The organism is Streptomyces sp. NPDC001270 (genome assembly GCF_042896695.1).
Lineage (GTDB): Bacteria > Actinomycetota > Actinomycetes > Streptomycetales > Streptomycetaceae > Streptomyces.
In genome coordinates, this window is sequence record NZ_JBIAXM010000056.1 from 1 (window position 1) to 26,503 (window position 26,503).

Annotated in this window: 23 protein-coding genes, 2 pseudogenes and 1 riboswitch; of the genes and pseudogenes, 13 read left to right on the forward strand and 12 right to left on the reverse strand. The window is 72.4% G+C overall.

Features of this window, described 5'->3' with window-relative positions; translation table 11 throughout:
- Positions 1-309: 309 nt before the first annotated feature.
- Complete coding sequence (locus tag ACFY2B_RS43290; RefSeq protein WP_390768574.1) at positions 310-819, reverse strand: GNAT family N-acetyltransferase; 510 nt, start codon at positions 817-819, stop codon at positions 310-312.
- Between the two features lie 765 nt (positions 820-1,584).
- On the opposite strand from ACFY2B_RS43290, the gene ACFY2B_RS43295 reads away from it, so the two are divergent.
- A complete protein-coding gene (locus ACFY2B_RS43295; protein ID WP_390768575.1) occupies positions 1,585-2,166 on the forward strand; it encodes a histidine phosphatase family protein in 582 nt (193 codons plus the stop codon).
- 199 nt (positions 2,167-2,365) lie between these two features.
- Positions 2,366-2,953, forward strand: coding sequence for a hypothetical protein (locus ACFY2B_RS43300; protein ID WP_376524494.1), 588 nt, complete (start codon positions 2,366-2,368; stop codon positions 2,951-2,953).
- A 130-nt stretch (positions 2,954-3,083) separates the two neighbouring features.
- Here ACFY2B_RS43300 and ACFY2B_RS43305 read toward each other — a convergent pair whose 3' ends face one another.
- From ACFY2B_RS43305 to ACFY2B_RS43315, 3 genes and pseudogenes are all read right to left on the reverse strand, one after another.
- Positions 3,084-3,836: a CbtA family protein gene (locus ACFY2B_RS43305; protein ID WP_390768576.1), complete on the reverse strand. Its 753-nt coding sequence runs from the start codon at positions 3,834-3,836 to the stop codon at positions 3,084-3,086.
- Positions 3,837-3,858: 22 nt separating this feature from the next.
- A complete protein-coding gene (locus ACFY2B_RS43310) occupies positions 3,859-4,080 on the reverse strand; it encodes a CbtB-domain containing protein (RefSeq protein WP_376524491.1) in 222 nt (73 codons plus the stop codon).
- A 36-nt stretch (positions 4,081-4,116) separates the two neighbouring features.
- A riboswitch (cobalamin riboswitch) is annotated at positions 4,117-4,258 on the reverse strand.
- A 56-nt stretch (positions 4,259-4,314) separates the two neighbouring features.
- Positions 4,315-5,392 (reverse strand): annotated as a pseudogene (locus ACFY2B_RS43315) (enoyl-CoA hydratase/isomerase family protein).
- Positions 5,393-5,799: 407 nt separating this feature from the next.
- Between ACFY2B_RS43315 and ACFY2B_RS43320 the strand changes: the two are divergent.
- Positions 5,800-6,696: a LysR substrate-binding domain-containing protein gene (locus ACFY2B_RS43320; RefSeq protein ID WP_390768577.1), complete on the forward strand. Its 897-nt coding sequence runs from the start codon at positions 5,800-5,802 to the stop codon at positions 6,694-6,696.
- Between the two features lie 339 nt (positions 6,697-7,035).
- Here the strand turns inward: ACFY2B_RS43320 and ACFY2B_RS43325 are convergent, their stop codons facing one another.
- Positions 7,036-7,788, reverse strand: coding sequence for an SDR family NAD(P)-dependent oxidoreductase (locus ACFY2B_RS43325; RefSeq protein ID WP_390768578.1), 753 nt, complete (start codon positions 7,786-7,788; stop codon positions 7,036-7,038).
- A gap of 686 nt (positions 7,789-8,474) precedes the next feature.
- On the opposite strand from ACFY2B_RS43325, the gene ACFY2B_RS43330 reads away from it, so the two are divergent.
- Together ACFY2B_RS43330 and ACFY2B_RS43335 are read left to right on the forward strand one after the other, a co-directional pair.
- Positions 8,475-9,953: a dihydrolipoyl dehydrogenase family protein gene (locus ACFY2B_RS43330; RefSeq protein ID WP_390768579.1), complete on the forward strand. Its 1,479-nt coding sequence runs from the start codon at positions 8,475-8,477 to the stop codon at positions 9,951-9,953.
- A gap of 343 nt (positions 9,954-10,296) precedes the next feature.
- Positions 10,297-11,220, forward strand: coding sequence for an alpha/beta hydrolase (locus ACFY2B_RS43335; RefSeq protein ID WP_390768580.1), 924 nt, complete (start codon positions 10,297-10,299; stop codon positions 11,218-11,220).
- 160 nt (positions 11,221-11,380) lie between these two features.
- On the opposite strand, the gene ACFY2B_RS43340 is transcribed toward ACFY2B_RS43335, so the two are convergent.
- From ACFY2B_RS43340 to ACFY2B_RS43355, 4 genes are all read right to left on the reverse strand, one after another.
- Complete coding sequence (locus tag ACFY2B_RS43340) at positions 11,381-11,746, reverse strand: DUF2255 family protein (protein ID WP_390768581.1); 366 nt, start codon at positions 11,744-11,746, stop codon at positions 11,381-11,383.
- 231 nt (positions 11,747-11,977) lie between these two features.
- Entirely contained in the window at positions 11,978-12,439 is a 462-nt protein-coding gene (locus tag ACFY2B_RS43345) for a MarR family winged helix-turn-helix transcriptional regulator (protein WP_390768582.1), read from the reverse strand.
- A 156-nt stretch (positions 12,440-12,595) separates the two neighbouring features.
- Complete coding sequence (locus ACFY2B_RS43350) at positions 12,596-13,315, reverse strand: nucleoside/nucleotide kinase family protein (protein WP_390768583.1); 720 nt, start codon at positions 13,313-13,315, stop codon at positions 12,596-12,598.
- Positions 13,312-13,797 (reverse strand): hypothetical protein, encoded by a 486-nt coding sequence (locus tag ACFY2B_RS43355; protein WP_390768584.1) that lies wholly within the window; start codon positions 13,795-13,797, stop codon positions 13,312-13,314. The genes ACFY2B_RS43350 and ACFY2B_RS43355 overlap by 4 nt, the downstream gene beginning before the upstream one ends.
- Positions 13,798-14,153: 356 nt before the next feature.
- On the opposite strand from ACFY2B_RS43355, the gene ACFY2B_RS43360 reads away from it, so the two are divergent.
- Entirely contained in the window at positions 14,154-17,180 is a 3,027-nt protein-coding gene (locus ACFY2B_RS43360; RefSeq protein WP_390768585.1) for a BTAD domain-containing putative transcriptional regulator, read from the forward strand.
- Positions 17,181-17,360: 180 nt separating this feature from the next.
- On the opposite strand, the gene ACFY2B_RS43365 is transcribed toward ACFY2B_RS43360, so the two are convergent.
- The gene (locus ACFY2B_RS43365; RefSeq protein ID WP_390768586.1) at positions 17,361-17,561 is read right to left on the reverse strand and encodes a hypothetical protein; all 201 of its coding nucleotides are present in this window, start codon (positions 17,559-17,561) and stop codon (positions 17,361-17,363) included.
- A gap of 330 nt (positions 17,562-17,891) precedes the next feature.
- Between ACFY2B_RS43365 and ACFY2B_RS43370 the strand changes: the two genes are divergently transcribed.
- Entirely contained in the window at positions 17,892-18,710 is an 819-nt protein-coding gene (locus ACFY2B_RS43370; RefSeq protein ID WP_390768587.1) for a siderophore-interacting protein, read from the forward strand.
- Positions 18,711-18,881: 171 nt separating this feature from the next.
- On the opposite strand, the gene ACFY2B_RS43375 is transcribed toward ACFY2B_RS43370, so the two are convergent.
- Positions 18,882-19,667, reverse strand: coding sequence for an SAM-dependent methyltransferase (locus ACFY2B_RS43375; protein WP_390768588.1), 786 nt, complete (start codon positions 19,665-19,667; stop codon positions 18,882-18,884).
- A 348-nt stretch (positions 19,668-20,015) separates the two neighbouring features.
- Between ACFY2B_RS43375 and ACFY2B_RS43380 the strand changes: the two genes are divergently transcribed.
- Together ACFY2B_RS43380 and ACFY2B_RS43385 are read left to right on the forward strand one after the other, a co-directional pair.
- Entirely contained in the window at positions 20,016-20,930 is a 915-nt protein-coding gene (locus ACFY2B_RS43380) for a helix-turn-helix transcriptional regulator (RefSeq protein WP_390768589.1), read from the forward strand.
- A 106-nt stretch (positions 20,931-21,036) separates the two neighbouring features.
- Positions 21,037-21,759, forward strand: a complete 723-nt coding sequence (locus ACFY2B_RS43385) for a type 1 glutamine amidotransferase (protein ID WP_390768590.1) — start codon at positions 21,037-21,039, stop codon at positions 21,757-21,759.
- A 203-nt stretch (positions 21,760-21,962) separates the two neighbouring features.
- Here the strand turns inward: ACFY2B_RS43385 and ACFY2B_RS43390 are convergent, their stop codons facing one another.
- Positions 21,963-22,427, reverse strand: a complete 465-nt coding sequence (locus tag ACFY2B_RS43390; RefSeq protein WP_390768591.1) for an ATP-binding protein — start codon at positions 22,425-22,427, stop codon at positions 21,963-21,965.
- A 242-nt stretch (positions 22,428-22,669) separates the two neighbouring features.
- Between ACFY2B_RS43390 and ACFY2B_RS43395 the strand changes: the two genes are divergently transcribed.
- The 4 genes and pseudogenes from ACFY2B_RS43395 (at position 22,670) to ACFY2B_RS43410 (ending at position 26,429) form a co-directional block, all read left to right on the forward strand.
- Positions 22,670-23,545 carry a helix-turn-helix domain-containing protein gene (locus tag ACFY2B_RS43395; protein ID WP_390768592.1) on the forward strand — a complete coding sequence of 292 codons (876 nt, stop codon included), beginning with the start codon at positions 22,670-22,672 and terminating at the stop codon, positions 23,543-23,545.
- A gap of 94 nt (positions 23,546-23,639) precedes the next feature.
- Positions 23,640-24,418, forward strand: a pseudogene (locus ACFY2B_RS43400) (SAM-dependent methyltransferase).
- Between the two features lie 529 nt (positions 24,419-24,947).
- On the forward strand, positions 24,948-25,814 hold the full coding sequence (locus tag ACFY2B_RS43405) for an endonuclease/exonuclease/phosphatase family protein (RefSeq protein ID WP_390768593.1): 867 nt from the start codon (positions 24,948-24,950) through the stop codon (positions 25,812-25,814).
- A 168-nt stretch (positions 25,815-25,982) separates the two neighbouring features.
- On the forward strand, positions 25,983-26,429 hold the full coding sequence (locus ACFY2B_RS43410) for a universal stress protein (RefSeq protein WP_390768594.1): 447 nt from the start codon (positions 25,983-25,985) through the stop codon (positions 26,427-26,429).
- Positions 26,430-26,503: the final 74 nt, after the last annotated feature.

Consider the following 26,503-nt stretch of genomic DNA (forward strand, 5'->3'; position numbering starts at 1 on the left):
TGGTCGCCTGGTACGACAACGAGTGGGGCTTCTCCAACCGCGTGATCGACACCCTCGAACTCCTCGCCACCCGCTGAGCCGACGGGCCGGAGACGGTCGGCCGCCCCGCCGATGCGGCGTACGGAGACGGCGGTCTCCGTGTCCCGGCCAGGACACGGTGATCGCCGTCCGTGCACACCGGGTTCAGCGGCAAGTGGCTGCGGCGGGCCGGACGCACCCACCGTGCGGACTCGTTCCGGCCCTCACGCGCGATGGCGAACCGTCCGGGATGCCGCACGCCGCTGACGGCCCGGGCCCGGGACCGGGCCGTCAGCGGCGCGGCTTCGCCGGGGCGTCGAAGGCGATCCAGACATCGGGTGGCAACTCCGGTTTGCCGGGCACCGGCCTGGGCTCCTCCGTCCAGGCGTCACCGGCGATCTCCGCTGCGACGCGCCGCCAGAAACGCACGGCGGGTGTGTTGTCGGCCTGGAAGGCGATCTCCCAGGGCCCGGGATGCCTGGAGATCACCTCCTGCGCGGCGCGCAGCCCGATTCCGGCACGCCGCGCACCGCTCACGACGAAGAAGCTGTTCAAGACGCGCGGTACGTCGTTCAGGCCGCGTACGAAGGCTAGTCCGACGGGACGGTCGGCACTCTCCAGCAGATACGGAGCCCAGCCGGGGTCCGTGAGTGCCGCGTGCAGCCGTTCGCTGCGGAAGGTGCCGTCCGGTTGCGGCAGGACGCCGGAGAGCCCGGCCAGGTCGTGGCGGAACATCAGCCAGAGGCGTTCCAGGACGGGACGGTCGGCGGCATCGGCGAGGCGTACGGATACGTCGGGCATGAATCTCCCGGGTCGGAGGAGGAGCTGGGGGCCGGCACCCGGATACGGGCGCGATCAGCCGCCCGATACGCGCAGGATCCGCGCGGGATCGGCGCGGATCGCGTCCAGGCAGGAAACAGGCATGAAAAAAGCCTCCCTGGCGGGGCGAAGCCCGGCCGGGAGGCGCACATACCGAAGGTCACATTACCACCGGTCGGGTACCGGTCCTGCACGACATGTGGCCGCGCCGCAACGCGGCGGGCGGCAGCGGCGGTTGAGGGCCGGGCTCCGGGGAGGCCGACCCTCATCAGGGAAGCTACCTCCTCCAACAGACCTGGTGCTCGGACACCCAGAACCTCTGTTTGTGTCCGTCGTGGTCAACGGTCACCCAGTGCCCGGTCACGGTTCTGCAGTGCTCTCGGGCAGTCTCGGTGGCCGTCGAGGACGTCGGTGCCGCACTGGCCGTACCCACGCCCGCGAGGACAGCTCCACCGGCCAGCAGCGCCGTGGTGACCCCCGCGCCCATGACTCGTATGGTTCGGCTGCGCATGGCTCACACCTTCTTCGCCTTTCGACATCGGGTTGTTCCCCCCTTCCAGCTTGCGAGGGGAGACCTGCGGCTGCATCTGGAGCGAACGGGGCACACGGCAAGGGCCGTCCTTCACCCGGTACCGCATGGTGGGTCGGGTGCTATGTTCGCGATCACCTGTGTGCCGTACCCGGTCGCCCCCGTAACCCCATGACGGCACGAGGTGACCCCATGACGGCACGAGCAGGAGAGATCGCGTGGCCACTCGGGTGTTCTTCGTCTCCGCCGCCATGGGTGCCTCGCTGCGGCAGGCCCGCTTCGACGATGGCGGCTCGATCGACAACGGCGGTGCGCGACGGGCGCGTTCGGCGGCCGGGACGCTGCCCTCCGCCGCCCGTGTCCTCGCCTCGCCCGGCGTGCGCTGCCGGGAGACGGCCGCGGCACTCGGCCTCGACGCCGCGGTGGCGGCCCAGTTGGCGGGCCTCGACGTGGGGCGCTGGCGCGGACGCACGCTGGAGGAGGTGGGGGCCGCCGAGCCGGAGGCGGTGGGCCGCTGGCTCGCCGACCCGGGCTCCGCGCCGCACGGGGGTGAGTCGGTGCGGGACTTGTGCGGACGGGTCGCGGGCTGGCTCGATGCCGTGGCGGGCACGGACGGCCGTACGCTCGCCGTGGTCGAACCGGAGATCGTACGGGCGGCCGTCGTCCACGCGCTGGGCATGCCCGTGACGGCCTTCTGGCGCCTCGACGTCGCCCCGCTGACCGGAACCGAGCTGAGTGGCCGGGCCGGCCGCTGGAATGTCCGGCTGGGGCACCCGCTCGCCCGGTCGGAAGCCGGATAGCGGCTGGAGGCCCGGCAGCGGCTGGAGTGGCGGGCGGAGCGGGCCCGTGAAAAAATCTTCAAAGCGCGTGTGACCTGCCGCACGCTCGTGTCGGGTACGTATTCCTGACGGCTGCACGGCACGCGGAGACCGACGGCTCGTGGGCCCCGTGCGACGGTCGCCCACGCTCGTTTTCAGTTCTTCTTCGAAGGAGGAGAACATGGACTTGACGTTCGACCCGTCGGCCTTTCCACCCCTGGCGCTCGGATTCTTCGGTCTCGGCACCGGATATCTGATCTACGGACCGCACGAGTTGTTCGGATATCCCGAAAAGAGCGAATCGACGGACCGGGCCCTTGGTGTCTGGGGCGTGATGATGCCCGGTCTGTGCCAGTTCGTCGCGGGGCTCATCCTGTTCATCGGGCTGACCTGGTTCGAGGTGTTCACCAAGTCACCGCCGCTGTACATGGCCGCGCTGGCCTTCTCCGTGTACGGCGTCCACTGGTTCGCGCTCGGCATCAACCGTTATCGCGGAAATGAGCCTCGTACCAACGCCGGTATGTGCATAGCCTACTTGGTGGTGTCCGCAATGGGTGCCACCATCTTCTTCAGAGTCGGAGACTGGCCGGTGGGCCTGCTGTTCCTGGGGCTTTTCGCCGTCTATTTCTGGCATTTCTTCACCGTGATCGGCGTCAAGCCGGCCGAACGCATCTATGGACTCTTCCACACCCTGACCGGCTGCTGGCTCATGTATCTCACCTACGCGGTCGCAGTGAACTCCTCTCTGGGCTACCACTGGCCGGTATAGGCGAGGGCCGGCTGAGGCCGGAAGTGCGCGGCGGGACCGGAGACCGACGAGCCTCCGGTCCCGGTGGGGTCGGAAGCCGGACTTCCGCAAACGACACGGAGAGTCGTCGACCACGGCCCCGTACGCGGAATCAGCGCGCGGCCGGAACCGCCTTGCCGGCCGCGGCCGTCGCGGGCTTCGGATGCAGCAGCCGCTCGGCGAGTTCACCGAAGGCCAGACCGAATCCGCCCCACAGGACGGCTTGGACGGCCAGGGCGGACAGCCGGAACCGCCACAACAGCGTGGCCGGGAAGCCCGCCGGCACCTCGTTGACGGCCGGCAGGAACGCGTACGCCAGTCCGATCACGAGGGCGAACGCGGCGACCGCCGTGACGGTGGCGTACCACGTGCCCAGCCGCGGGGCGAGCCGCTTGCCGAGGATCGTGGCGCCGATCGCGAGGAGCACGCCGAGCAGCATCATCAGGAAATACAGGGCGGTCCGTTTGCCGATGGTGTCGGGATCGCCGACGGACGGCGGGTTGGCCGGGTACTTCAGGAACGGCACGACGTACACGGCGAGCAGCGCGCAGCCCGCCAGCAGCAGCGCGGTCGCCCGGGGGCCGAGGCGCCCGACGCGGCCGAGCGCGACGCAGAAGGCGAGCGCCGCGATGCCGCCGAAGGCGATCCCGTAGACGAGGACGCCGGTGGCGAGCCCGGCGGTGGACTGGAGGGAACGGGAGACGACCTCCATTTCGTGCTCGTGGGCGTGGGCGTCCTCGAAGCCGATCGCCTTGTCGACGCTCGGCTCGCCGAGGAAGTAGGCCACGATCAGGGCGAGTACACCGGCCGCGAGGCCGGCGAGCATGCCCCGCACGAGAAGGTTCCGTACGGTTGCGGAGTTCATGGGCGTGCGGTGTCCCCTCGCGTCAGTGGCAGGGGAAGCCGAGCAGGTGGCGGGCGTCGTGGACCCATTCGTGGACGTCCGTGCCGCTGAACACGGAGGTGGCGCCCTGCTCGGCGCCGACGAAGTACAGCAGGATCAGCATCAACAGGCCGAAGAAGACCGCCCAGGGCGCTATCGCCTTGAGCGGTACCTTGGCGGGTACGACCGGAGTGGTGGCAGTCGGCCGGGCGACGGTCTGCGCCATGGCAGGACCTCCTCTGGGAGCTCGCGTCCCATCTCGGTGGTGCACTGGACGACAGTCACGGGTCTGACTCACGAGCGGCCCGGGGGCCCTCACATACAGTGGCGCGACCGTGCCGGATTCCCACCGGCTTCCGTCGTACCGTCGTCGATATCGCACAGACCGTACCGCGCGGCGCGGGCCCGGCCAAGACCGCACTCGCCCGAGGTGATCTGGGTCTCGTGGCGAAGGGCCCGTTCACCGGGCCGCTTCGGGGCCTCCCCCGGGTCCGGCGAGCCCCCGTTCACGGTCGCCGAGCGGGGCGAAGAAGCGCTCCACGTCGGCGTCGGTGACCTCGGCGAGGGTGCCGGGGAACCAGCGCGGGGTGCGGTCCTTGTCGATGATCTGGGCCCGGATGCCCTCCACCAGGTCCGGGGTTGCTCAGGGCCGCGCAGGAGACGCGGTGCTCCTGGTCGAGGACCCGTTCCAGCGCCCCGAGCCGCCGGGCGCGGCGCAGCGCGGCCAGGGTGACCTTGAGTGCGGTGGGCGACCTGCCGAGCAGGGTGTCCGCCACGTCCCGCGCGGCCGGGTCGTGGTGGGCGAGCAGCCGGTGGAGGATCTCCTCGACGGTGCCCGCGGCGTAGCAGGTGTCGATCCACTCCCGCTGTCCGGCCAGCTCGCTCGGCGGCGGCGGCTGTGCGTGGCGGGCGAGGACGGCCCGTACGGGCGCACGGGCGAGGTCGTCGAGGAGGCGCGGCAGGGCGGCGGAGGGTACGTAGTGGTCGGCGAGCCCGCACAACAGGGCGTCGGCGGCACTGATCCGAGAGCCCGTCAGCGCCAGGTGGGCGCCCAGTTCGCCCGGTGCGCGGGCGAGCAGATGGGTGCCGCCGATGTCGGGGACGAAACCGATGCCGGTCTCGGGCATGGCGATCCGGGACCGCTCGGTGACGATCCGGACGCTGCCGTGCGCGGAGATGCCGACACCGCCGCCCATGACGATGCCGTCCATGACGGCGACGTACGGCTTGGGGCAGCGGGCGATGCGGGCGTTGAGGCGGTATTCGTCACGCCAGAAGGCCGCCGAGGAGGCGCCGTTCCCGTCGCGGGCGTCACCGTGGACGGCGCGGATGTCGCTGCCCGCGCACCGGCCGCGCTCCCCCGCACCGGCGATGACGACGGTCCGGACGGCCGGGTCGCGCTCCCACACGGTGAGCACCTCGTCGATGCGCCGCACCATCGCGTGGTTCAGCGCGTTGAGGGCCCTGGGCCGGTTGAGAGTGATGTGGGCTGCCTGCCCCGCGGTGTGCAGCAGAACGGGTTCCTCGGTGCCGGTCACCCGGACGTCTCCGTCGTTCCGCGGTCCTCGATGAACACATGATCTCGTGAGTTCCTTCTGTGTTGTGGTGGACATACAGGTCATGACGAGGTCTCCGCGGGAAGCCGGCCGGCCGGAACTCGGTCACCGATCGCAGTGGCGCCGGCGCGACGCCGGATGCACACGGCTCCCTCGCCATGTCTTCGATCGTCACTCTCCCTCTCGGCGCAATGCAAAGCGTCACCATCCGGGGTTGTCCGCTCATGGAGAGTGCTCCGCCGACGGCCGCCGCGGCCGCGTGTGCGAGCGCTGTCCGGCGCCGTGACAGGACGGTCGCCCGCGCGCGATGCCGATGACCGGGTGCGGCGGTCCGCCGGCCCACGGGTCCGGGATGTGACACGGTCGCGGCGGCGTGATGGCATGGGCACATGGAGTTGCGGGAGCTGCGGGCGTTCGTGGCGGTGGTGGAGGAGGGCGGGCTGTCCGCGGCGGCACGGCGGCTGCACGTGAGCCAGCCCGCCCTGTCCCAGACGGTCGGCGGTCTGGAGCGTCAGCTGGGTGTGCGGTTGCTGGTGCGGGGCAGTGCCGGGGTACAGGCCACCGAGGCGGGCACGGTGCTGTTCGCGGAGGCGCGCGCGGTGCTGGCCCGGCATGACCAGGCGTTGCGGGTGATGACCCGGTACACCGGTCCGGGCGGTGGGGCGCTGCGGATCGGGATCCCGCTGGAGTTGCCCGCCGGCCTGCTCGATCCCGCGCTGGCGGAGCTGGCGGAGGCACATCCGGACACACGTGTGCAGGCCCGGCACCTGTCCACGGCGGAGCAACTGGCGGCGTTGCGGACCGGTGAACTGGACGTGGGGTTCCTGCGGGAGCGCCCGCCGGGTCCGGAGTTCGACGCGCTGCTCGTCGCCCGGGAGGAGCTGGGCGTGCTGCTGGCCGCGGAGCGGGCGGCGGAACTCGCCGGGCCCGACGGCATCGCGCTCGACGCACTCGCCGCGCTCCAGTGGGTGGGCTTCCCCCGCTCCGGCAGTCCCGCCTGGTACGACGAGCTGACGGCGGTCCTGCGCGGACATGGCCTCGATCTCGGTCCCGAGCCTCCGCAGGGGCAGGTACTGATCGCGGACGTGAAGCTGGCCGCGGTGGCGTCCGGGCGGGCTTTCGCGCTGGCGCCGCCCGACTGGCAGCCGCTGCCCGACCATGTCGTCTGGTCGCCCCTGGTCGGGCGCCCGCTGGTGCGGCGCACCTGGGCGGTCTGGCCGGCCGACTCGCACCGCCGTGACCTGGGCCGGTTCATCGCCGCGCTCGACCGCCCGGCGATCGGCTGAGCGCGGCGCGGGGCACTTTCCGGGACGTTCCCCGGGACGCCGGGCACCCGCCGGAAAGCGCCTGCCGAGAGCGCGGGGCACGCTTTCGCGGGGCCGCGCGGAACCGCCGGGCGTGCGGCAGGACAGGACATCACGGAACCGCCCGGCACTCCGCAACGCCGGAGGGAGACACCTGGCACTCCGCAGCACCGGGCGAAGACGTCGCGCGTCCCGCGACACCGGGCGAAGCCGCCTGCTGTTCCGCGGCAGGGGACGGGAGACGTCTGCCGTTCCGCGGCAGGGGACGGAGACGCCGGGCGGATGATGCGCGCCGACGCCTCCCGTCCCGTTCGGTGCGGGTCAGACGGCCGTACGGCCGCCGTCGACGGGCAGGACTGCCCCCTGCACGAAGCTGGCCGCGTCACTGGCCAGATAGCCGATGGCCTCGGCGATCTCCTCAGCCGACGCGGGCCGTCCGGCGGGCGCCTGCGCGGCCAGCGCGTCCAGGTCCTCGCCCATGGCGACCGTGCCTTCCGTGCGGGTGGGGCCGGGCTCCACCGCGTTGACCCGCACCCCGTGCGGACCGAACTCGGCCGCCCACGACTTGGTGAGCAGGTTCAGCGCCGCCTTGCTCGATCCGTACAGCGCCATCCCCGCCACGCCGTACTCGGCGACCATGGTGCTGACGTTGACGATCGCGCCGTGACCGCGCTCGGCCATCGCCGGGGCCAGCGCGCCCACCAGGTAGAACGGCGCCTTCACGTTCAAGTCGTAGACGGTGTCCACTTCGCTCGGCGCCGCCGAGGCCGTCGGGCCGAACGGGAAGACACCCGCGCAGTTGACGAGGATGTCCACCCGGCCTCCGCCCAGCTCGGTCGCCGCCCGCGCCAACCGTCGCGCCGACTGCACGTCCCGCAGCTCGGCCGCGAGGAAGTCCGCCTTGCCGCCCTTCGACCGGATGGCGTTGACCACCGTCTCGCCGCGGGCCGCATCGCGTCCCGCGACCAGCACGTGTGCACCGCGCTCGGCGAGGAGCGCCGCGGTCGCGGCGCCGATCCCACTGGTCGCTCCGGTCAGCAGGGCGACCCGCCCGGACAGATCAACAGAACCCATGACAGCCGTCCTTCGTATCGAAACGTATCGAAAAGTGAGGGTCCGGCGGACCGGTGTCTGCTCCGCGTCCGTCGTCCCGTCTCCTCGTCCCTGAGGTGACGGAAGGTCCAAAGAGCCTGGCCCGTCCGGGGATTCCGTCCCGCCCATAGGCGGATCCGATGGCCGGTATAAGCGCGGGCCGGCCGCGCGGCGCACCGGGTCCTGGTCCGGGCCGCCGATCCGCCGTGCGGGCCGGAGCCCGTGCGGCCCGCGCGGCGGCGCTTATGACGGCCCTCCGTGAAACCTATGGCCGCGCGGCGGAGGAACCTGTCGATCTCGTGGTTGCATGACGTGGCCGACGCGCGGGTCTCCCACCACCGTGTCATGGCTGCCTCGGGTCCAGCCAGCGGAGGTGTTCGCCGAGTTGTGCAGATCCCCTGACACCGTCCTACGATGGCCAGGGTCACGACAAAACGGCCGTATTCGGTCATATAAGGCCCGCCGTGGGCGGCGCGTCACGCCGGGAGCACCGGGGTCGTGGAAGTCCGGCGCCGCATCCTCGTCCGTTCCGCCGCCGTTCTCGCCGGCACCGACCGCGACCGGCCGTTCCCCGTCCCGCCGCTCGCCCGCCGGACCGTGCGCACCCGGCGCCCGCGGCCGGCCCGAGAACAGCTCAGGACCAGCACTGATCGTGATGTGAGGACAGCATGAGCGAACCGCACGAAACCCAGGAAGCCGCCACTTACGACGTGGTCGTGCTGGGCGCCGGTCCGGTCGGCCAGAACGTCGCCGACCGCGCCCGCGCCGCCGGCCTGTCGGTAGCCGTCGTGGAGCGGGAACTCGTCGGCGGTGAATGCTCCTACTGGGCCTGCGTCCCCAGCAAGGCGCTGTTGCGGCCGGTCATCGCGGTCGCCGACGCGCGCCGCGTGGACGGTGCCCGGCAAGCCGTCACGGGCCGGCTGGACACCGACGGTGTGTTCGCCCGGCGTAATCGCTACGTCACCGACTGGGACGACTCCGGGCAGGCGCTGTGGGTCAAGTCCATCGGCGCCGACCTGTTCCGCGGCCAGGGCCGCCTCGACGGCCCCCGCCGGGTCACCGTCACCCGGGACGACGGTGCGCGCCAGACCCTTACGGCCCGGCACGCGGTGGCCGTCGCCACCGGCAGCCGCCCGGTGCTGCCGGACATCCCCGGCATCGCGGAGGCCCGGCCCTGGACCAACCGGCAGGGCACCGACTCCAGCACCGTGCCCGCCCGGCTCGCCATCGTCGGCGGCGGTGGCGTCGGCGTCGAGATGGCCACCCTCTGGCAGGGCCTGGGCTCCCAGGTCACCCTGCTGGTCCGGCGCCGCCTGCTGCCCCGTATGGAACCGTTCGCCGGGGAACTGGTGGCGGAGGGGCTGACCGACGCGGGGGCGGACGTGCGGACCGGCGTGCGGGTGACCGCGCTGCGCCGGCCGGATCCCGCCGGACCGGTCACCCTCACTCTCGACGACGGCGCCGAACTGGAGGCGGACGAGATCCTGTTCGCCACGGGCCGCACCCCTGGCACCGACGACATCGGCCTGGACACGGTCGGCCTCACCCCCGGTTCCTGGCTGGACGTGGACACCACATGCCTGGTCCGAGGTGTCGACGGGGACTGGCTGTACGCACTCGGCGACGTCAATCACCGTGCGCTGCTGACCCATCAGGGCAAGTACCAGGGCCGGACGGCCGGCGACGCCATCGGCGCCCGCGCGGCCGGCCGGCCTCTCGACGACGCGCCCTGGGGCGATCACGCCACCACGGCCGACCAGCACGCGGTGCCTCAGGTCTTCTTCACCGATCCGGAGGCGGGCGCCGTGGGCCTGACCGCCGAGCAGGCGGAGCGGGCCGGCCACCGTGTCAAGACGGTCGACCTGGACTTCAGTGCCGCCCAGGGCGCCAGTCTCTACGCCGACGGCTACCAGGGACATGCCCGGCTCGTCGTCGACGCCGACCGTGAGGTCCTGCTCGGGGTCACCTTCGTCGGACCCGGAGTCAGCGAACTCCTGCATTCGGCGACGGTGGCGGTGGCCGGCGAGGTCCCGCTCAAACGCCTGAGGCACGCGATCGCCTGTTTCCCCACCGTCAGCGAGATCTGGCTGTTCCTCCTCGCTGCCTACCAGCGCGAGCGGGAGCAGTCGCAGACCGCCTCCGTGTGACTGCCCCGGCCGCAGATGGCCGGTCTGTCGGTCTGAGTGCCTGGTGGTCACGCGGTCACGCGGTCCGCAACGACGGTGCGTCCTGGCGGGGCCCGCACACAGCCGTGGCTCCGTCCGCCGCGCCGGCCATGCGGCGGACGTGGCCCCGTCGGCTCAGGAGTCCTCGGCGAGTGTGTCCGGCCGGAGCCGGTGAGGTGTGCCTGGTACCGGCCTCCCTAGGCAACTCCTTCCCTGGCACGCCGTATCCGCCCACGGCACCGTGGTGGTGCGGCCGGAAGCAGAACGGTCGCCGGAGCCCGCCCTCGCGGGCCCGATCTCCCCTCTGTGCGACTGGAGCACCACTGTGAGGACCAACGTCACCTTCCCGAGCGCCGGCATCGAACTCGCCGGGCACCTGTACGTCCCGGACGGCGAGGCGGCCGGTCCACGTCCGGCGGTCGTCGTCGGCCACCCCGGCAGCGGTGTGAAGGAGCAGACCGCCGGCCTGTACGCGCGGCGCCTGGCCGAACAGGGCTTCGTCACCTTGGCGTTCGACGCCGCCTACCAGGGCGAGAGCGCGGGCGAGCCGCGTGACCTGGAGGACCCGGCACAGCGGGTCGAGGACCTCAAGGCCGCGGTCTCCTTCCTGACCACGCGTGCGGAGGTCGACCCCGACCGCATGGGCGCCCTGGGCATCTGTGCCTCTGGCGGCTACGCCCTCACCGCGACGGCGTCCGACCACCGCATCAAGGCGGTCGGCGCGGTCTCCGCCGTCGACATGGGCCGTCAGTTCCGGGTGGGCCCCGACGGCACCCAGGATCCGGCCGTCTTCCAGGGCATGCTGGACGCGGCCGCCGCGGCGCGCTCCGCGGAAGCCCGTGGCGAGGGTGTGCAGTCCTTCCCGCTGTTCCCGGAGACGGCGGAGCAGGCCCGCGCGCTGGGTGGTCAGCACGCGGTGGAGGGCTTCGAGTACTACCGCACGGACCGGGCCCGGCACCCGCGCTCGGCGCAGGCCCTCACCTGGTCCAGCATCGACCGCATCGCGTTCTTCGACGGGTTCGCCTCCGTCGGCCTGATCGCCCCGCGCCCGCTGCTGCTGATCGCGGGCAGCAGGGCCGTCACCTCCTGGATGAGCGTCCACGCCTTCCAGCACGCCGGTGGCCCCAAGGAGTTGCACTGGATCGACGGCGCCGGCCACGTCGACCTCTACGACAAGGAGATCTACGTCGGCCCGGCCGTCGAGAAGCTGTCGGAGTTCTTCCGGACCCAGCTGGGCAAGGCCGAGTAGCCGGCCACGCGGAGCAGCCGAGTGGCCGGGCCGCGCGCAGCACGGGCCGTCCGTGGCCGGTGACCGGTTGTCTCCCGCGGCTGGTCACCGCCTCATGCCCACGGCGGCATGCGAACGCCCGGGGCGGCGTCGGTCGGACGTCGGCCCGGGCGCCCGCGGTTCAGCGGGGAACGAGCTTGAGCGTCGCCGCGCGGGCGACGCGGCTCGTCACCGGACCGGAGTCCGCGGAACCGTACTTGGACCGGTACGCGGCATCGATCTCCTCGGCCCGTCCGGGCTCGGCGGTCTCGACCGTGACGGCTCTTTCCATGCCCTCGATCTCGACACGTGGCCGACGGCTGCGCCGGGCCGTCCGGTACCAGCGTGACTGCGCTCCCCGGTACGCGCGGATGTAGATGTCCCCGCCCACGGTCACGAAACCGAGCGGGACGGGATCGCCCGACGTGCCGTTCTCGTCCTCGGTGGCCAGGCTCAAGGCGGGTGCGGTCGCGATCCGGGAGGTTTCGTCGCTGGTCCAGGGGTTCATGTCCGACTCCTTCGCGGCCGGCGTCGTCGTCCGGCTGTTGTGCCTCCCCAGTGTCCGGCAGGAGCCGGGCGGGTGCCTGGTACTGGTGTCCCCAGGCAGCATCTGCCGGGTGCCGGCTGCCCTGTGACGAGGTGGTGATGCCGTCGTCGGGCGGCGCTCTGCCCGGCCGCGGTGATCAGCGGACGGTGTCCGGTCAGCGCCGCCCCGGCACCGCCGGCCGACGGATGTGGCTCACGCTCCCGCGGACACGTTGGCCGTCAGCTGCCGCAGGATCCGTTTGGCCTCGCGGAAGTCGTCCGGTGTCAGTCCCATGGCGGCACCGATGGCGACCGGCACCGCCGTGGCCCGCTCACGCAGCGCGCGGCCCTGCTCGGTGAGGTGGACGGAGACGGAGCGTTCGTCGTCGGCGCGGCGTTCGCGGCGGATCAGGCCGCCGGCCTCCAGACGCTTCAGCAGCGGGGAGAGGGTGCTGGACTCCAACTGGAGGGCCGTTCCGACCTCCCGGACGGTCACGCCGTCCTGGTCCCACAGCACGAGCATGACCAGGTACTGCGGATAGGTGAGGCCGAGTTCGTCCAACAGGGGCCGGTAGCGTGCGGTCACCGCCCGTGAGGCGGCGTACAGGACGAAGCACAACTGGTCCTGGAGCAGCAGCGATCCCTGCTCGGCGGGCTGGTCCTCGATCTGGTCCATGACGTCGTTCCCATCGGCTGGTCGGAGGCCGCCTCCTGCTGCGCTCGATGACGACGACCATATCGCACCCTGTTTAGTCGTGCACGACTAAAAGGTGGGCCGGCAGCGACAACCGTCCGGGGCGGTCCGGGGAACTTCACCGTGTTTTCACGGTGCTCACCCGCAGTCGTGGCCGGAACCGTCCGCGGCCGGACCGAGGAGCGGCGGGGAGAACACCAGATCGGCTCGCTCCAGGGTGGCGGCGATGAGTTCGGCGTTGCGCTGATCGCTGCCGAGCGACCACGCGCGGGCCTCCGCAAGGGGTTTGCCGTAGGACACATGGCGTCGAACGAGCCGGTCCAGCCGTGTCCCGTCATCGATGGCGATGTACCACGCCTCGTCGAGGAGTGTTCTGACACCGGCCCAGGGACCGTCGTCGAGCAGCAGGTAGTTGCCTTCGGTGATGACCAGGGGTGTCTCGGCCGGGACCGGGATGGCGCCCGCGACGGCTTCCTCGAACTCGCGGTGGAACTGCGGGGCGTACACGCGCTCCTCCCCCGGCTCACGCAGCCGGCGGAGCAGGGCGGCGTAGCCCGCGGCGTCGAAGGTGTCCGGGGCGCCCTTGCGCTGCCGGCGGCCGAGCCGCTCCAGTTCCGCGTTGGCCAGGTGGAAACCGTCCATGGGCACCACGACGGCCGCGTCCGGGCCGAGTGCGGCGGCCAAGTGGGCGGCCAGCGTGGACTTTCCGGAACCAGGTGCCCCGACGATGCCCAGGATCGCCCGCCGACCGGTCCCCGCCAGAGCGCGGGCACGTTCGTGCAGGGCGGAGAGGGCCGTTACGGCACGCGCTTCGGGCGTGTCCGGACCGGGCGGGCGGAGGTCGTGCGGGTGCGTCACCGGGACCACCGGTCCGTCCGGGCGGCGCCTTCGGTTCCGGTGTCACCCGGGTTGACGGCGAGTGAACCGCGTACGCCGGAGGCCGGACCCGGCGCCGGGGCGGCCTCGGCGGTCCGGAATCCGGCCGCGGCGACGGCCCTCATGTGTCCGCTCTCAAGACTGCTGTCCTCCAGTTCGGGGTGCCCGGGAGCCTGCCCCGCCAGAGTACTTCGCCGACGTGCTCGCAGGTCGTGCGCCGAACCCACGGAGCACGGGGCGTTCTCGCCGTCCCGCGGCGGGGCAGGGCCCCTGACGGATCCGGGGTCCACCGTCGGCTTCCAACCGATCGGCCGTGGCAAGCGGATCGTCGCAGTCCGCAGTGCCTCGACCTGCACGTGGGCCCGGCGCGTCAGGCCCTTACCCCGGGCGTGCTGCCCGGGGTCGGTGATGCCAAGGTGGCCGATGAGGTGGAACCGCAGGGTCAGGATCCCGTCTTGGTACATGACCCATTCCACGACGAGCAGTCTGAAGTGGAGCCGTTGAAGATCGCCATGCAGTCACGGTACGAACCGCCGCTGACATCGACGAGTGCGGTACGGACGCCGTCCGCGGTCGCGGACCCGTTCGCCCAGGTCCGATCCGGCGCGCGGGGCCGGCCCGACCGCCCGGCAACGGTGACGGTCGCGGCCGGGCGGCCCGGACGGCGGTCCGTCCGGGCCGCCCGGTCGCCGAACGGGTTCCGGAGGTCACGGGTGTGTCCGGATGTCCTTGCAGAGTCGTCGCAGCAACCGGAAATTCTCTCGAACACCGATACGTTGGGGTGCTCAGGGTGCAGGTGTTGCAGGAGGGACGGATCGGAATGACCCAAGAGCAAGCCGGCGTGCGGTTCACCCTCCTGGGACCGCTGCGGCTGATATCGCAGGACGGCACGGCGCTCCCGGCGGGCCCGCCCAAGCAGCAGGCGATGCTCGCCGCGCTGGCACTGTCGCCCGGCCGCGCCCTGTCCATGGCACGGCTGACGGACGCCCTCTGGGGCACGCACATGCCGGCCAGCGGCGTGTCCACGATCCGCACCTACGCCTGGCGGCTACGGCAGTTGCTCGCCCGCGCCGGAGCGGGCGGGGGCGTGCTGGTCTCGGCCGGCGACGGCTACCGGCTCGCGGTGGCGCCGTCGGTCGTGGACGCCCTGCACGCCGAGGAACTGGCCGCCGCGGCACGCCGGCACCTCGCGGCGGGCGAGCCGCGCCAGGCCCGGCAGGCGCTGGCCGAGGCACTCGTCATGTGGGCCGGTGAGCCCCTGGCCGGGGTTCCCGGACCGTTCGCGGAGCGGGCCCGGGACGGGCTGACCGAGCTTCACACCGCGGTCACCGAGCAGCACTTCGAGGCCGAACTCCAGCTCGGCCACTACCAGCAGGCGCTCCCCCGGCTCACCGAGGTGATCGCGGAGCACCCGCTGCGCGAACGCCCGTACGTGCTGCTGATGCGCGCGCTCTACGGCATGGGCAGGCAGGTGGAGGCGCTCCAGGTGTTCCACGATGCCCGTCGGCTGCTGGTGGAGGCCCATGGCGTCGAGCCGGGAGTGGAGCTGACCCAGGTCCATGAGCGGATCCTGCGCGGTGACAGCGCCGTGGCCCCGCCACCGGCCCGTGCGGAACATCCCGTCCCGGCCGCTTCCCCCACGGTGCCCGAGCAGTCCGGACCCCGTCCGCCGGTGCCCGCCCAACTGCCGCCGGACCTGCCCGATTTCACCGGCCGGACGGCGCAGTACGCACAGCTGGAGGCCGTGCTGACGGCACCGGACCGCAGCTCGCCCGCGATCGTCGCCATCACCGGGATGAGCGGGGTCGGCAAGACCAGCCTGGCGGTCCATCTGGCGCATCGGGTGCGCGAGCAGTACCCGGACGGGCAGGTGCACGTCGACCTCGGTGACCCGGACGGCAAGGGCGAACCGCTGAGCGGCGCGGACCTGTTGGGCCTGCTGCTGGCGAGCCTCGGCGTCCCCGCGGACCGGACACCGGGCAGCCTCGCCGAGCGCCGGGGCCTCCTGCGGTCGATCCTGGACGGCCGCCGCGTCCTGATCCTCCTGGACAATGTTTCCCAGGCCGCCCAGATCCGTGACTCGCTGCCCGGCACGCCGGGCTGTGCCGTGCTGATCACCAGCCGCACCCGGCTGGACGGGCTCCCGCTGCACGCGCAACTGGCCCTGGAGGTCTTTGAACCGCACGAGGCGCTCGATCTGCTGCAACGGGGCATCGGCACACAGCGCCTGACAGCCGAACGCAGCGATGCCCTGGCCCTGGTCGCCGCGTGCGGCCGACTGCCGCTGGCCATCCGGATCGTCGCCTCCCGGCTGGCGGCACGGCCCCGTTGGACCCTGAGGTCCGTGGCCGAACGGCTGGTGGACGAGCGGCGCCGGATAGCGGAGCTGCGCTCCGGGCCGCTCGCCGTCGAGGCGGTGTTCGAGGTCGGCTACCGGCAGTTGGCGGCGCAGCAGTCGAACGACTTCGTACTGCTCGCCACGGTCGCCGGAGCCGAGTTCGCTCTGTCCGAGGCCGCCGCGGTGCTCGATCTGGACCCCGCCGAGGCGGAGCTGCGGCTGGAGACCCTGGTGGACGCGGCCATGCTCGACGAGCCGATACCGGGCCGTTTCCGCTATCACCAGTTGTTGCGCTCCTTCGCCCTCAGCCGCGAGCACGACCGGGCGCAGGAGCGGGCCGCACTCGGCCGGCTGCTCGTGTCGCTGCTGGCCACGGCCCGCAATGCCTTCGCCCTCGCCGTGCCGGGCGATCCCACGGGCGATGCGCTCGGCACGGGGCTCTCGGACGTGCCGGGCATCATGATGACCGATCTGCGCGCGGCCCGGGCCTGGGCCACGAGTTCCGCAGACACCGTCGTCGCGGTCTGCGCCCATGTCGTCGAACTCGGCACCGCGCCGCTGCTGCGGATCGCCGTCGACCTGCTGATCGCGATGAGCCCGTTCGCCGACGAACTGCGCTCCAACCGGCTGGCCGCGACCGCCCGGAAGCTGGCCGACGCGGTGGCCCGGATCCCGGAACCGGCGACGGACCGGCGCGGATACCAACGGGTCGTCGGCCGGGCCGAGTTCCTGTGCAGCACCGTCGCACTGCACACGTCGAGGCCGGACGAGGTCGAACGGCACGCGCGCCGCGCGGTGGCCGCCGCCTCGGCCGGGAATGACCCGGTGATCCTCCGGCAGGCGCTGAACGACCTCGGGCTCGTCGCGCAGCTCCGGCACGACTACCGCCTGGCCTCGGCCTGTTTCCACCAGGCGATCGAGCTGGCGCGCGAGCTGGGCCACCGCTCGGGCGAGGTGGCGAGCAGCGTGAACGCGGCGCTCGCCGGGTTGCGCGGCGGCGATCCCGACACGGCCGTCGCCACCTGCGAGTCCGCCCTCGCGGTCGCCCGCGGGATGAACGACGCGCCGGGTACCGGGTTCGCGCTCTACGTCCTCGGGCTCGCGCACCACGCGCAGGGACTGTACGAGGCGGCGGTCGAACGGTTCACCGCGTGCGTGGAGCACTGCCTGACGGCCGGCATCCGGGACCGTGAGGCGCACGCTCGTTACCGGCTCGCCGACACCCTGCTCGCCCTCGGGCGGCACGAGGACGCCCTGATCCAGGCCGGCCAGGCGCTGCTGCGCTGCGAGGAGCTGGGCGTCGCCCGGGACCAGGCGCACGCCCTGATGGTCCTGGGCCGGGCGCTCGCCGCGTCCGGCCGGACCGCGGAGGCCGTCGAGCGGCTGACCCGGGCCCGGGGCCTGTACATGGCACTCGGACTGCCCGAGGCGGAGGAGGCCGCCCGGCTGGCGGAGACCGTCTCGCAGCCGCCGCTCCGGCTCGTGTCCGAAAACCCGGGGGCCGCCTGACGGTGCGCAGTGGGCCCATGACGTCCGATACCGCCGACGACTCCCGGCACCGCGCCTCGCGGCATCGTCAGGTCTCCCCGGGAAGTCCCCGTACGAGGGCAGCCGACCGGCTCACGGTGCCCGGCACCTGAAGCGGCGGACCGGTCCGGCGCGAAGCGCCCGACCGGTCCGGGGCGGATCTCAGCTGGTGGGCAACTCGGTGGAGATGGTGTTGTTCCAGTCCGTGTTGCCGTAGCCGGTTGCCTGAGGGGTGGAGACCCGGTCGCCTGCCGAGGATTCGTGCGCGACGGAGCCGACGCCCGCGGCCACCGCCAACGCCAGCGCCGCGACGGCACCTGCCCTGCGCCGGGCCGAGACCTCGCCGCTGGTGCTCCCGATCATGAAGTGAACCCTCCTGATGTCGTGACGCCGGATGCCTATTGCGTCCGAGCTGATATTCCGGCATCCCGATCTATGTCCGATGGACAGCCGATGAACACGGTGTCCGGCAGTGGGCGGTGCGCCCACCAGGGGGTTGCCGCAGGTGGAAGCGGTGGAGAGGCCGGGGGTCCGCGTCGCGTCGAACAGGCCGGTGCGGGCGCGGAGAGGCCCGACGGGGGCAGCGGCGGGCAGGCCCGCCCGGCACGGTCACGGTCGCGTCTGCGGGCCTGGTGCGCGGGCCGCACCGCGCCACCCCACGGACATCAACTAAAGCTAGGCTAACCTTAGTACATGGCGAAGATCCCTCGGCTCATGCCGCAGCACCCCCGGATGTTCCGCGCCGAGGTCGTGCGCACCGCGCGCGTCTCCCCGTCCCTGCACCGCGTGACCGTCACGGGCGCGGACCTCGCCGAGTTCCCCTGGCAGGGCTACGACCACTGGTTCCGCCTCTTCCTGCGACTCCCCCATCAACACCGGCTGCGGCTGCCGGAGTTCACCGGGTCCCGGTGGTGGCAGCCGTATCTGGCCATCCCCGAGGCGGAGCGCCCGCACTGCGCGAACTACACCGTCGCCGGCTTCCGCCCCGGTGCGGCGGAGATCGACATCGACTTCGTCGTGCACCTCGGCCCGACGGGAGAGCTGGAAGGCACGGCGGCGATCTGGGCGTGCCGGGCCCGGCCCGGCGACGCGCTCGCCCTGCTGGACCAGGGTGTCCTGTTCGACTGCCCGCGGGACGCCTCCGAGGTACTGATCGCGGCCGACGAGACTGGCCTGCCCGCCACGACCGGCATCCTGCGCTCGCTGCCGCGCGGCACCGTGGGGCGGCTCATCCAGGAAGTGCCCACCGCCAGGGACGTACGCGACCTCGACGCGCCCGCCGGCCTGACGGTCACCTGGGTGGTCCGCGAGGGCGGCACCTCCGTACCGGGCACGGCGGCACTCGGCGAACTGCGCCGTCACACCCGCGCCGACGCGGCCGGATACGCCTTCGTCGTCGGCGAGTCGGCCCTGGCCACCGAGGGACGCAGGCATCTGCACCGGGCGGGCCTGCCCAAGGACCGCATCACCTTCTCGGGTTTCTGGAAGTACGCGGCGGCCCGAGCCGCCTGACCGGCCCGCCCCGGCCCCGGGCCGGATCGGCGCGGACAGGCGTACGGGGTCCGCCGGGCCACCCGCACATCGCACTGGTGCCCTCCGGACCCCGCTGGTCAGGCTTGTACACCGAGCGACGTCAGGTCGCCCTCGGCCGGACCGGCTCCCCCGCGGAGCCGACCGCCCTGCTCAGGGGAGGCGCGCCACACCCGCGTAGATTCCGCTCTCCTCCGGCGCGGGCGGCGCGGTCTTGAACCACTCCGTGGCCGTCACCACGCCCGGGTCCACCAGCTCCAGGCCGTCGAAGAAGCGCTCGACTCCACCGCGGGTGCGGAAACCGAGCCGGATGCCGCCCTTGGCGTACTCCTCGGTCACCTGCCGGACCTGCTCCACGAAGCGGTCCGACGCGGCGTGCGACAGCACGAGGAAGCTGCCCGAGGGCAGCGCGTCGAGCAGATTGCGCACGATGGCGTAGGCGTCCTCGTCGTCGGGGACGAAATGCATCAGCGCGATCAGCGACATGGCTATGGGGCGCTCGAAGTCGAGCACGCCCCGCGCGTGCTCGATGATCTCCTCGGGCTTGCGCACGTCCGCCTCGATGTAATCGGTGGCGCCCTCGGGACGGCTGACCAGCAGCGCCTCCGCGTGCGCCAGCACGATCGGGTCGTTGTCCGTGTAGACGACCTTCGCGGTCGGCACGATCCGCTGGACGATCTGGTGCAGGTTGGGTTCCGTGGGGATGCCCGTACCGATGTCGAGGAACTGGTCGATGTTCTGCTCGGCCAGCCAGGCCGCGGCGCGGTGCATGAACTCACGGTTCTGCCGGGCGGCGGCGTGGGCCTCGGGCGGCAGCTTCTCTCCCACCGCCTCGTCCACGGGGTAGTTGTCCTTGCCACCCAGGAGCCAGTCGTAGACCCGCGCGGGATGCGCCTTGCTGGTATCGATCTTGCGGGGGCCGGGGGTGCCGGTCGTCATCACGGACTCCGTCGCTCGGTGGACCAGTGAGCACTGGCGATCACCGCAGTCTGGCACACCTCCGTACGTGCGAAAACGCATGGGCGGGACCGCCCCGGGGGTCCGGCGTGCGCGCGCACGGCCGGGGCCGCCACGGGCCGTCCGCGACCGGTCCCGCCCACGTCGGTGCCGGAGAAACCGGCCTGGCCCGGCGGCGCACGGGGCCGGGTCGGAACGAGTCCGGTGTCCTTCCGGGGCGCCCGGCCACCCGCGTGCCGTCGCGTCGGCCACCGCCCGGCCGCGGCGGACGGCCATGCCTGTGCGTACCAGTACCAGGCACACGACCGGCCCGGCACGGACACTGGTGTCATGGAACATCAGGGCACCCACCAATCCGGCACCCATGAACTGGGCGAATTCCTGCGCTCCCGCCGCGCCGCCCTCGACCCCCGGGACGCGGGTCTGCCGGACGACGGCCGGCTGCGCCGGGTGCCCGGCCTGCGCCGCGAAGAACTGGCGCAGCTCGCGCACGTCAGCGTCGACTACATCGTCCGCCTCGAACAGGGACGGACCCGCCGGGTCTCCCGCCCCGTCCTCGACGCCCTCGCCGACGCGCTCCAGCTGGCCCCCGACGAACGCGCCTACCTGCTGACCGTCGCCGACGTCGCGCCCACCGCCCCGGCCCGCCGCCCCGGACGGCCCGAGGTGGCACCGCGCCTGCGGCAGCTCCTCGACACCATGCCGGACATCCCGGCCATGGTCCTCAGCCGCCGCATGGACGTCCTCGCCTGGAACCCCGCGGCCGCCGCCCTCCTCACCGACTTCGCCGCGCTGCCCCCCGCCGAACGCAACCTCATCCGCCTCACCTTCCTCGACGCCGACTTCCGCGCCCTCTACGACGACTGGCCGCGCGCCGCCCGCGAATGCGTCGCCGTCCTGCGCATGGAAGCCGGCCGCACCCCCAACGACCCGGCCCTCACCGCACTCGTCGGCGAACTCAGCGTCCAGGATCCCGACTTCCGCACCTGGTGGGCCAGCCACCAGGTCCGCGGGCCGCGGCAGCTCACCAAGACCTACCGCCACCCCGTCGTCGGCCCCGTCACGCTCGACGTCCAGCAGTTCTCCGTCGAGACCCACCCCGACCAGCAGCTCGTCGCCTACACCACCGAGCCCGGCTCCCCCTCGCACGACTCGCTGCGTTTCCTCCTGCAGTGGTCGACGGCCCCCGACGGCCACCAGGCCGCGCCCCGCCGCAAGGCCCAGCGGCCCCCGGCCGTCGGCTGACCGCACGCACCCCGCCCGGTCGGCACCGGCACCGTGTTGTGCCGGGGGCGACAATGACCCGGACGATCAAGCGGACCGGCGGAGACCGGAAAGGGGTGGGGCGGCCATGGGCGGTGCGGCCACAGTGCTGGTGGTGCGGAACAGCGCACAGGCGGGACCCGGACGCTGGGGCCGATGGCTCGCGGAGGCCGGTGTCGAGGCCGAGGTGGTACGCGCAGACGCGGGCGAGGCGGTGCCGTCTCGGCTCTCGCACCAGGCGTTGATGGTGCTGGGCGGCGGGTATCTCCCGGACGACGACGAGCGGGCCCCGTGGCTGGCCGGGACCCGTGACCTGATGCGGCAGGCGTTGGCGGACGGGGTGCCCGTCTTCGGGATCTGCCTCGGCGGGCAGATGCTCGCGCAGGTGGCCGGTGGCAAGGTGGCCGGTGAGCACGGTGAGCCGGAGTTCGGCAGCACCGTGCTCACGATGCGGCCGGAGGCGGCACGCGACCCGCTGTTCCAGGGGCTGCCGGAGCACCCGACCGCGCTGGAGAACCACGTGGACGCGGTCGTACGGCTGCCCGCTGGGGCGCACTGGCTGGCCGGCAGCGAGCGGTGCCCGTACCAGGCGTTCCGCGTCGGTCAGGCGGCCTGGGGCGTGCAGTTCCATCCCGAGGCCGGACCGGACCGCATACCGGAGTGGTCCGAGGAACGGCTGCGCCGGTACGGGATGGACCGGGCGGAGCTGTACCGGGTGGCCACCGAGCGGGACCCGGCCGCCGCCCAGGTGTGGCGTTCGGTGGCGCTGCGGTTCGCCGCGCGGGTGAAGGGAGGCCGGAGCCCGGTGTAGTACCGGGCCCAGGGGAAGGAAAGCGGGCCGTGCACGCACCGTCCCGGTGTCCTCGGCTCCGTCCTTCCGGCCTTCTCACCGGTCGCCGTCCGGTCGGCTGCGGTGGCCCGGCCGCCCTCCCGGGCGGTCGCCCGCTCTCCCGGCCGGGGCCGCGCGTGCCGAGGCACCGTCTCCCCGGGCGGTCGCGTACGCAGGCCCGGCGATCAGTCGTGTGCCCGGCCGCCCCCGCTGGGCAGATCCGCCCAGACGACGCGGCCCGTGCCGTTCGCCGCCTCGTCCACGCCCCACGCGTCGCTGAGCCTGTTGACCAGCAGCAACCCGCGTCCGCCCTGGTCATAGGTGCCGGGCTCGCGCATCGCCGGGACGCTCGCGCCGCGCCGCTCGTCCTCCACCTCGATGCGCACCCGGTCACCGAGCACGCGCACGCGGCAGACGATCCGGCTGCCGCCGGAGTGGGCGATGGCGTTGGTGACGAGTTCCGACAGGACCAGGATCGCGTCGTCGGCCGGTTCGTCCGCCAGCCCCCAGCCGGCCAGCAGGGTGCCGACGAGACAGCGGGCCTGCGCGACACAGGCGGCGCCGGCCGGCAGGCCGAACTCCTCGGAGCGGGGGGCCGGCCCATGAGCCGCCTGTCCCGTGTCCGGATGCGGGAGCGGGAACGGGACCATCGCAGTTCACCCTTCGCCTGACTGCGCCGTTGTCGGACGGATCCTCATCGCGTCGGTCCGACGCGAAACCCGGGCTGATTTGTGGTCGTGCCCGGCCTTCGGCGGTCAAATGTGACCAGACCACCCTCGCACCGACGCACCATTTCTGCAACCAGCACTCTGCACATTTCAGAATGACAGAACGTGCTTTACTGGATGTGGAGAGATCGATCTGTTTCGGGTTCGCCCCTGAGGGGAATGGCATGCCGTCGGCAACCGACTGGAGCGGAGCACCCTCCGTACTGCGGATGATCCTCGGAAAGCAGTTGGAGGAACTGCGCAGCAGGGCCGGTCTGAGTTTCGAGGATGCCGCCGCCGCGATCGGGGTGAGTCACTCGACGATTCGCCGCATGGAGGCGGCGAAGGTGGCACGGCTGCGTCTCGCCGAGACCGAAAAGCTCCTGCGGATCTACGGTGTGACGGACCCGCAGGAGATAGACGAATTCCTGCAGTCGGTGCGCCAGGCCAACGGGCAGGGCTGGTGGCACGAATTCCGGGACGTCGTCCCCGACTGGCTGCCCTCCTACTTGAGCCTGGAGCAGGCGGCCCAGCAAATCCGCGGCTATGAGGCGCAGTTCGTCCATTCCCTGTTCCAGACCGAGGACTACGCGAGGGCCCTCGCCCGCTCCGACGCCCCGCACGAGACGGAGGAGACGACGGAGCGCAGGGTCGCCCTGGTCCTGCGCCGGCAGCACCTCCTGTCCCGCGAGGCACCACCGCACCTGTGGGTGATCATGGACGAGACGGTCTTCCGCTGGCCGGTGGGCGGCCCGGCCGTCATGCGCGCCCAGGTCGACCACCTGATCGACGTGAACCGGCTGCCCCATGTGACCGTGCAGATCATGCCGTTCCTGAACGGACCGCATCCGGCGATGCACGCCGGCGCGTTCCACCTCTTCCGGTTCCGGGCCAGGGAGTTGCCCGACATCGTCTGGCGCTTCGGGCTGACCGGCTCCGCCAGCCTCGACAAGGCCGAGGACGTCGTCGCCCACCGTGAGGCCCTGGACCGCCTCGGTGCGCAGGCCGCCTCGGCACGCCGGACCGAGGCCCTCCTCACCACCCTGCGGGAGACGCTCTGACGTGTGTCGCAGCGCGCCCACAGCGTTCTGGAGCTGACCCGCAGGTGTGACGGGAGCGACGGACGCGTCGGACGGCGGATGGCCTGCCGAACGGATCGACACCGCATCGCGCACGCGGCGCGCGTCTGTGACCACGTCGTCGGGGGCAAGGACTTCTCTCCCGCGGACAAAAAGGCCGGGGACGCCATGATGCGGGAATGGCCCGCATTGCCGGTGCACATACGGGCCGACCGTCAGTTCACGAACCGGGGGGTGACCTGGCTGTGCGACGAAGCCGGAATACGGCATTTCCTCGGCACCGGCATCCCCGCCCCGCCGAACCTGCATGACATCGCGCAGTCCGCGGCGCCGTCGCGCGGGTCGTGTACGTGGACGACCACCCGATCGTGCCGACACTGTCCCGGGCATTGCTGTCCAGCTCTGCGGAGCAGGCGACGGCCTGCGTCGAGACCGATATGCACGACCCGGTAGCGATTGACCACGCACCCGAATTCCGGGCGACGCCCGATCCACGCCGCCCCGTGGTGCTGATCGTCGTCGGCGCCGCGCACTTCGCCCTGGACGAGGACGACGCCATAGGTGTCGTCCGCCGTCTCCTTGAACCCCCGGTTCCCGGCAGCTGTCCGGCGATGTCCGTCGGGACCGACGATTTCACACCGGGGGAAATGCACCGTGTCGCACGGGAATTCGCGGCGCACGGCATGCCCGTGCGACTGCGCGCCCGCGCCGGGGCCCAGGAGTTCTTCGCCGGCCTCGAACTGGTCGCGCCCGGCCTTTCGCAGGTGCACCACCGGCGCCCGGACGCGGCGGGCTCCTCCGGTCACCGACGACCGGGACATCGCCCGGTACGGGGCGGTGGCCCGCAAGCTGTGACGGGTGACGGGTCGGCGGAGCGCCTGACCGACGGAGGGCGGCGCCGCCGGGGCCGCGGTGCGCAGGGGGCAGCGGAGAACGGCACCGGACGAAGCGTGGCCCGGCCCGAGCGGACCGGAGCCGGGTACTCCATGGCCGCCGCCACGGCGCCGGATACGGCACACCGGGCTCCCGAGAACCGAACGGCCGGCAACCACCTCGGGCACGTCGAGCGTGCTCGTCCCATGACGGTGGCCGACTCGCCGACCGCACAGCCGCACAGCCGGGCAACCCGGCAACGGAACAGCCACGCAGCCCCATTGTCCGGTTGTCCGCGAACCGTCATCGGTTGGGAGCGCAGGGTTCACGGCCGCTGCCTACGGTGGCTGATCGCCACGGGCTCCCCCACCCCGCGTGGGCGACACACCCCGGGAAGCGGCCGACGGCCGGGCCTGCCACACGTCTCCCGGGGCATACTCACCCCCGCTCGTCCCGCACACCTCGTGCCCTGTCCGCCGCGGGCCCACCGCACTCTGATCCGGAGGTTTGTGTGAATCGCAGCACCCGACGGTCCACTCGCGCCCTGCTCGCCGCCCTGCTCGGCGCCGCCGCCACGCTCGGCGCGGCATCGCCCGGCGCCGCCTCGGCGGAATCCGCCGCGCCTCCCGTCCCGCTGCGGGTGGCCACGTACAACATCCATGCCGGAGCCGGGCAGGACGAGGTCTTCGACCTCGACCGGACCGCGGAGGCGATCCGGGATCTCCATGCCGATGTGATCGGGCTCCAGGAGGTCGATGTCCACTGGGGTGCTCGCAGCGACTTCGCGGACGAGGCCGGGCAACTCGCGCAACGACTCCACATGCATGTCTTCTTCGCCCCGATCTACGACCTGCCGCCCACCACGGAGAACACCGAGCAGCGGCAGTTCGGGGTCGCGGTGCTGAGCCGCCTTCCGGTGGTCGGTGCGGAGAACCACGAGATCACCCGGCTCTCCACCCAGGACCCCGACCCCGTGCCCGCCCCCGCGCCCGGTTTCGCGGAGGTGACGGTCCGGGCCCACGGCACCATGGTGCACCTCTACTCGACCCACCTCGACTACCGCCCCGATCCCGCGATCCGGCGGGCCCAGGTGGACGACATGCTGGGCGTCCTGACCGCGGACTCCGGGCCGAAGGTCCTCGTCGGCGACTTCAACGCGGAGGCCACCGCGCCCGAACTGGCCGAGTTGTGGGGCCCGCTGGCCGACGCCGCGCCGAACGGGGGCAAGACCTACCCGGCTGTCGACCCGGTCTCCCGTATCGACCTCGTGACCGTTTCGTCCGGGATCAGCGTCACCGGTGTGCGTGCGGTGGCGACCACGGCGTCGGACCACCGGCCGGTCGTCGCCGACCTCCTGGTCCGCCGGCCCGGCCGATGAGCGGCGACCGGCCGCCGGGGCCACGCCTCGCGGCGGGCGGCGGGTCCGAGTGAACCTCAGGCCACGATCCGGGAAACCGGCCGGCCGGGCGGAACACATTCGAGCCGTTCCGTTGTTCTGGTCCTTGATCGATCACCGTCAGGTGTCCGGAAGAGAAAAGAGAGAGCAATGTTCCACCGCATCCTTGTCGCCGTCGACGCCAGCCCCAACCGGCACGCCGCTCTCCGGCTGGCCGGTGAGCTGGCCGGGCTGACCGGCGCCAAGGTCAACGTCCTGCACATGGCGGCGTCCGAGGCCACGCTCGCCGCCGTCGTCCCCCTGGAGGACGAGGCGGAGGCCAAGGCCGTCCTCGACGAGTCCGTCGCCGAGCTGCGTGACGCGGGTGTCGACGCTCAGGGCACCCTCGCCGTGGGCCTGACCACCCAGATCGCTCCCACCATCGCCGGCACCGCGGAGGACTTCCAGTCGGACCTCCTGATCCTGAGCCCGCACCACCGCGGTTCGCTCGACGCTCTCTTCAACCCCCGTGTCAGCGACGCCGTCGCGCACGCCAGCCGGACGCCGATCCTCCTCGTCCCCGAGAACGGCGAGAAGGCCGCCGACGGCAAGATCTGACCCGGACGCGGCCGTTCGGGGCGGGCCGGCGACTCAGGCACGCCCCGGACGGCGGGCCCGGACGCACCGTGATG

Excerpts from the sequence above, each read along its gene's own strand:
- ACFY2B_RS43290 (WP_390768574.1), bottom strand. The coding sequence starts at position 819 with ATGCCCGACGTATCCGTACGCCTCGCCGATGCCGCCGACCGTCCCGTC.
- ACFY2B_RS43300 (WP_376524494.1), top strand. The coding sequence starts at position 2,366 with ATGGACTTGACGTTCGACCCGTCGGCCTTTCCACCCCTGGCGCTCGGA.
- ACFY2B_RS43305 (WP_390768576.1), bottom strand. The coding sequence starts at position 3,836 with ATGAACTCCGCAACCGTACGGAACCTTCTCGTGCGGGGCATGCTCGCC.
- ACFY2B_RS43310 (WP_376524491.1), bottom strand. The coding sequence starts at position 4,080 with ATGGCGCAGACCGTCGCCCGGCCGACTGCCACCACTCCGGTCGTACCC.
- ACFY2B_RS43320 (WP_390768577.1), top strand. The coding sequence starts at position 5,800 with ATGGAGTTGCGGGAGCTGCGGGCGTTCGTGGCGGTGGTGGAGGAGGGC.
- ACFY2B_RS43325 (WP_390768578.1), bottom strand. The coding sequence starts at position 7,788 with ATGGGTTCTGTTGATCTGTCCGGGCGGGTCGCCCTGCTGACCGGAGCG.
- ACFY2B_RS43330 (WP_390768579.1), top strand. The coding sequence starts at position 8,475 with ATGAGCGAACCGCACGAAACCCAGGAAGCCGCCACTTACGACGTGGTC.
- ACFY2B_RS43340 (WP_390768581.1), bottom strand. The coding sequence starts at position 11,746 with ATGAACCCCTGGACCAGCGACGAAACCTCCCGGATCGCGACCGCACCC.
- ACFY2B_RS43345 (WP_390768582.1), bottom strand. The coding sequence starts at position 12,439 with ATGGACCAGATCGAGGACCAGCCCGCCGAGCAGGGATCGCTGCTGCTC.
- ACFY2B_RS43355 (WP_390768584.1), bottom strand. The coding sequence starts at position 13,797 with ATGTACCAAGACGGGATCCTGACCCTGCGGTTCCACCTCATCGGCCAC.
- ACFY2B_RS43360 (WP_390768585.1), top strand. The coding sequence starts at position 14,154 with ATGACCCAAGAGCAAGCCGGCGTGCGGTTCACCCTCCTGGGACCGCTG.
- ACFY2B_RS43365 (WP_390768586.1), bottom strand. The coding sequence starts at position 17,561 with ATGATCGGGAGCACCAGCGGCGAGGTCTCGGCCCGGCGCAGGGCAGGT.
- ACFY2B_RS43370 (WP_390768587.1), top strand. The coding sequence starts at position 17,892 with ATGGCGAAGATCCCTCGGCTCATGCCGCAGCACCCCCGGATGTTCCGC.
- ACFY2B_RS43375 (WP_390768588.1), bottom strand. The coding sequence starts at position 19,667 with ATGACGACCGGCACCCCCGGCCCCCGCAAGATCGATACCAGCAAGGCG.
- ACFY2B_RS43380 (WP_390768589.1), top strand. The coding sequence starts at position 20,016 with ATGGAACATCAGGGCACCCACCAATCCGGCACCCATGAACTGGGCGAA.
- ACFY2B_RS43385 (WP_390768590.1), top strand. The coding sequence starts at position 21,037 with ATGGGCGGTGCGGCCACAGTGCTGGTGGTGCGGAACAGCGCACAGGCG.
- ACFY2B_RS43390 (WP_390768591.1), bottom strand. The coding sequence starts at position 22,427 with ATGGTCCCGTTCCCGCTCCCGCATCCGGACACGGGACAGGCGGCTCAT.
- ACFY2B_RS43395 (WP_390768592.1), top strand. The coding sequence starts at position 22,670 with ATGCCGTCGGCAACCGACTGGAGCGGAGCACCCTCCGTACTGCGGATG.
- ACFY2B_RS43410 (WP_390768594.1), top strand. The coding sequence starts at position 25,983 with ATGTTCCACCGCATCCTTGTCGCCGTCGACGCCAGCCCCAACCGGCAC.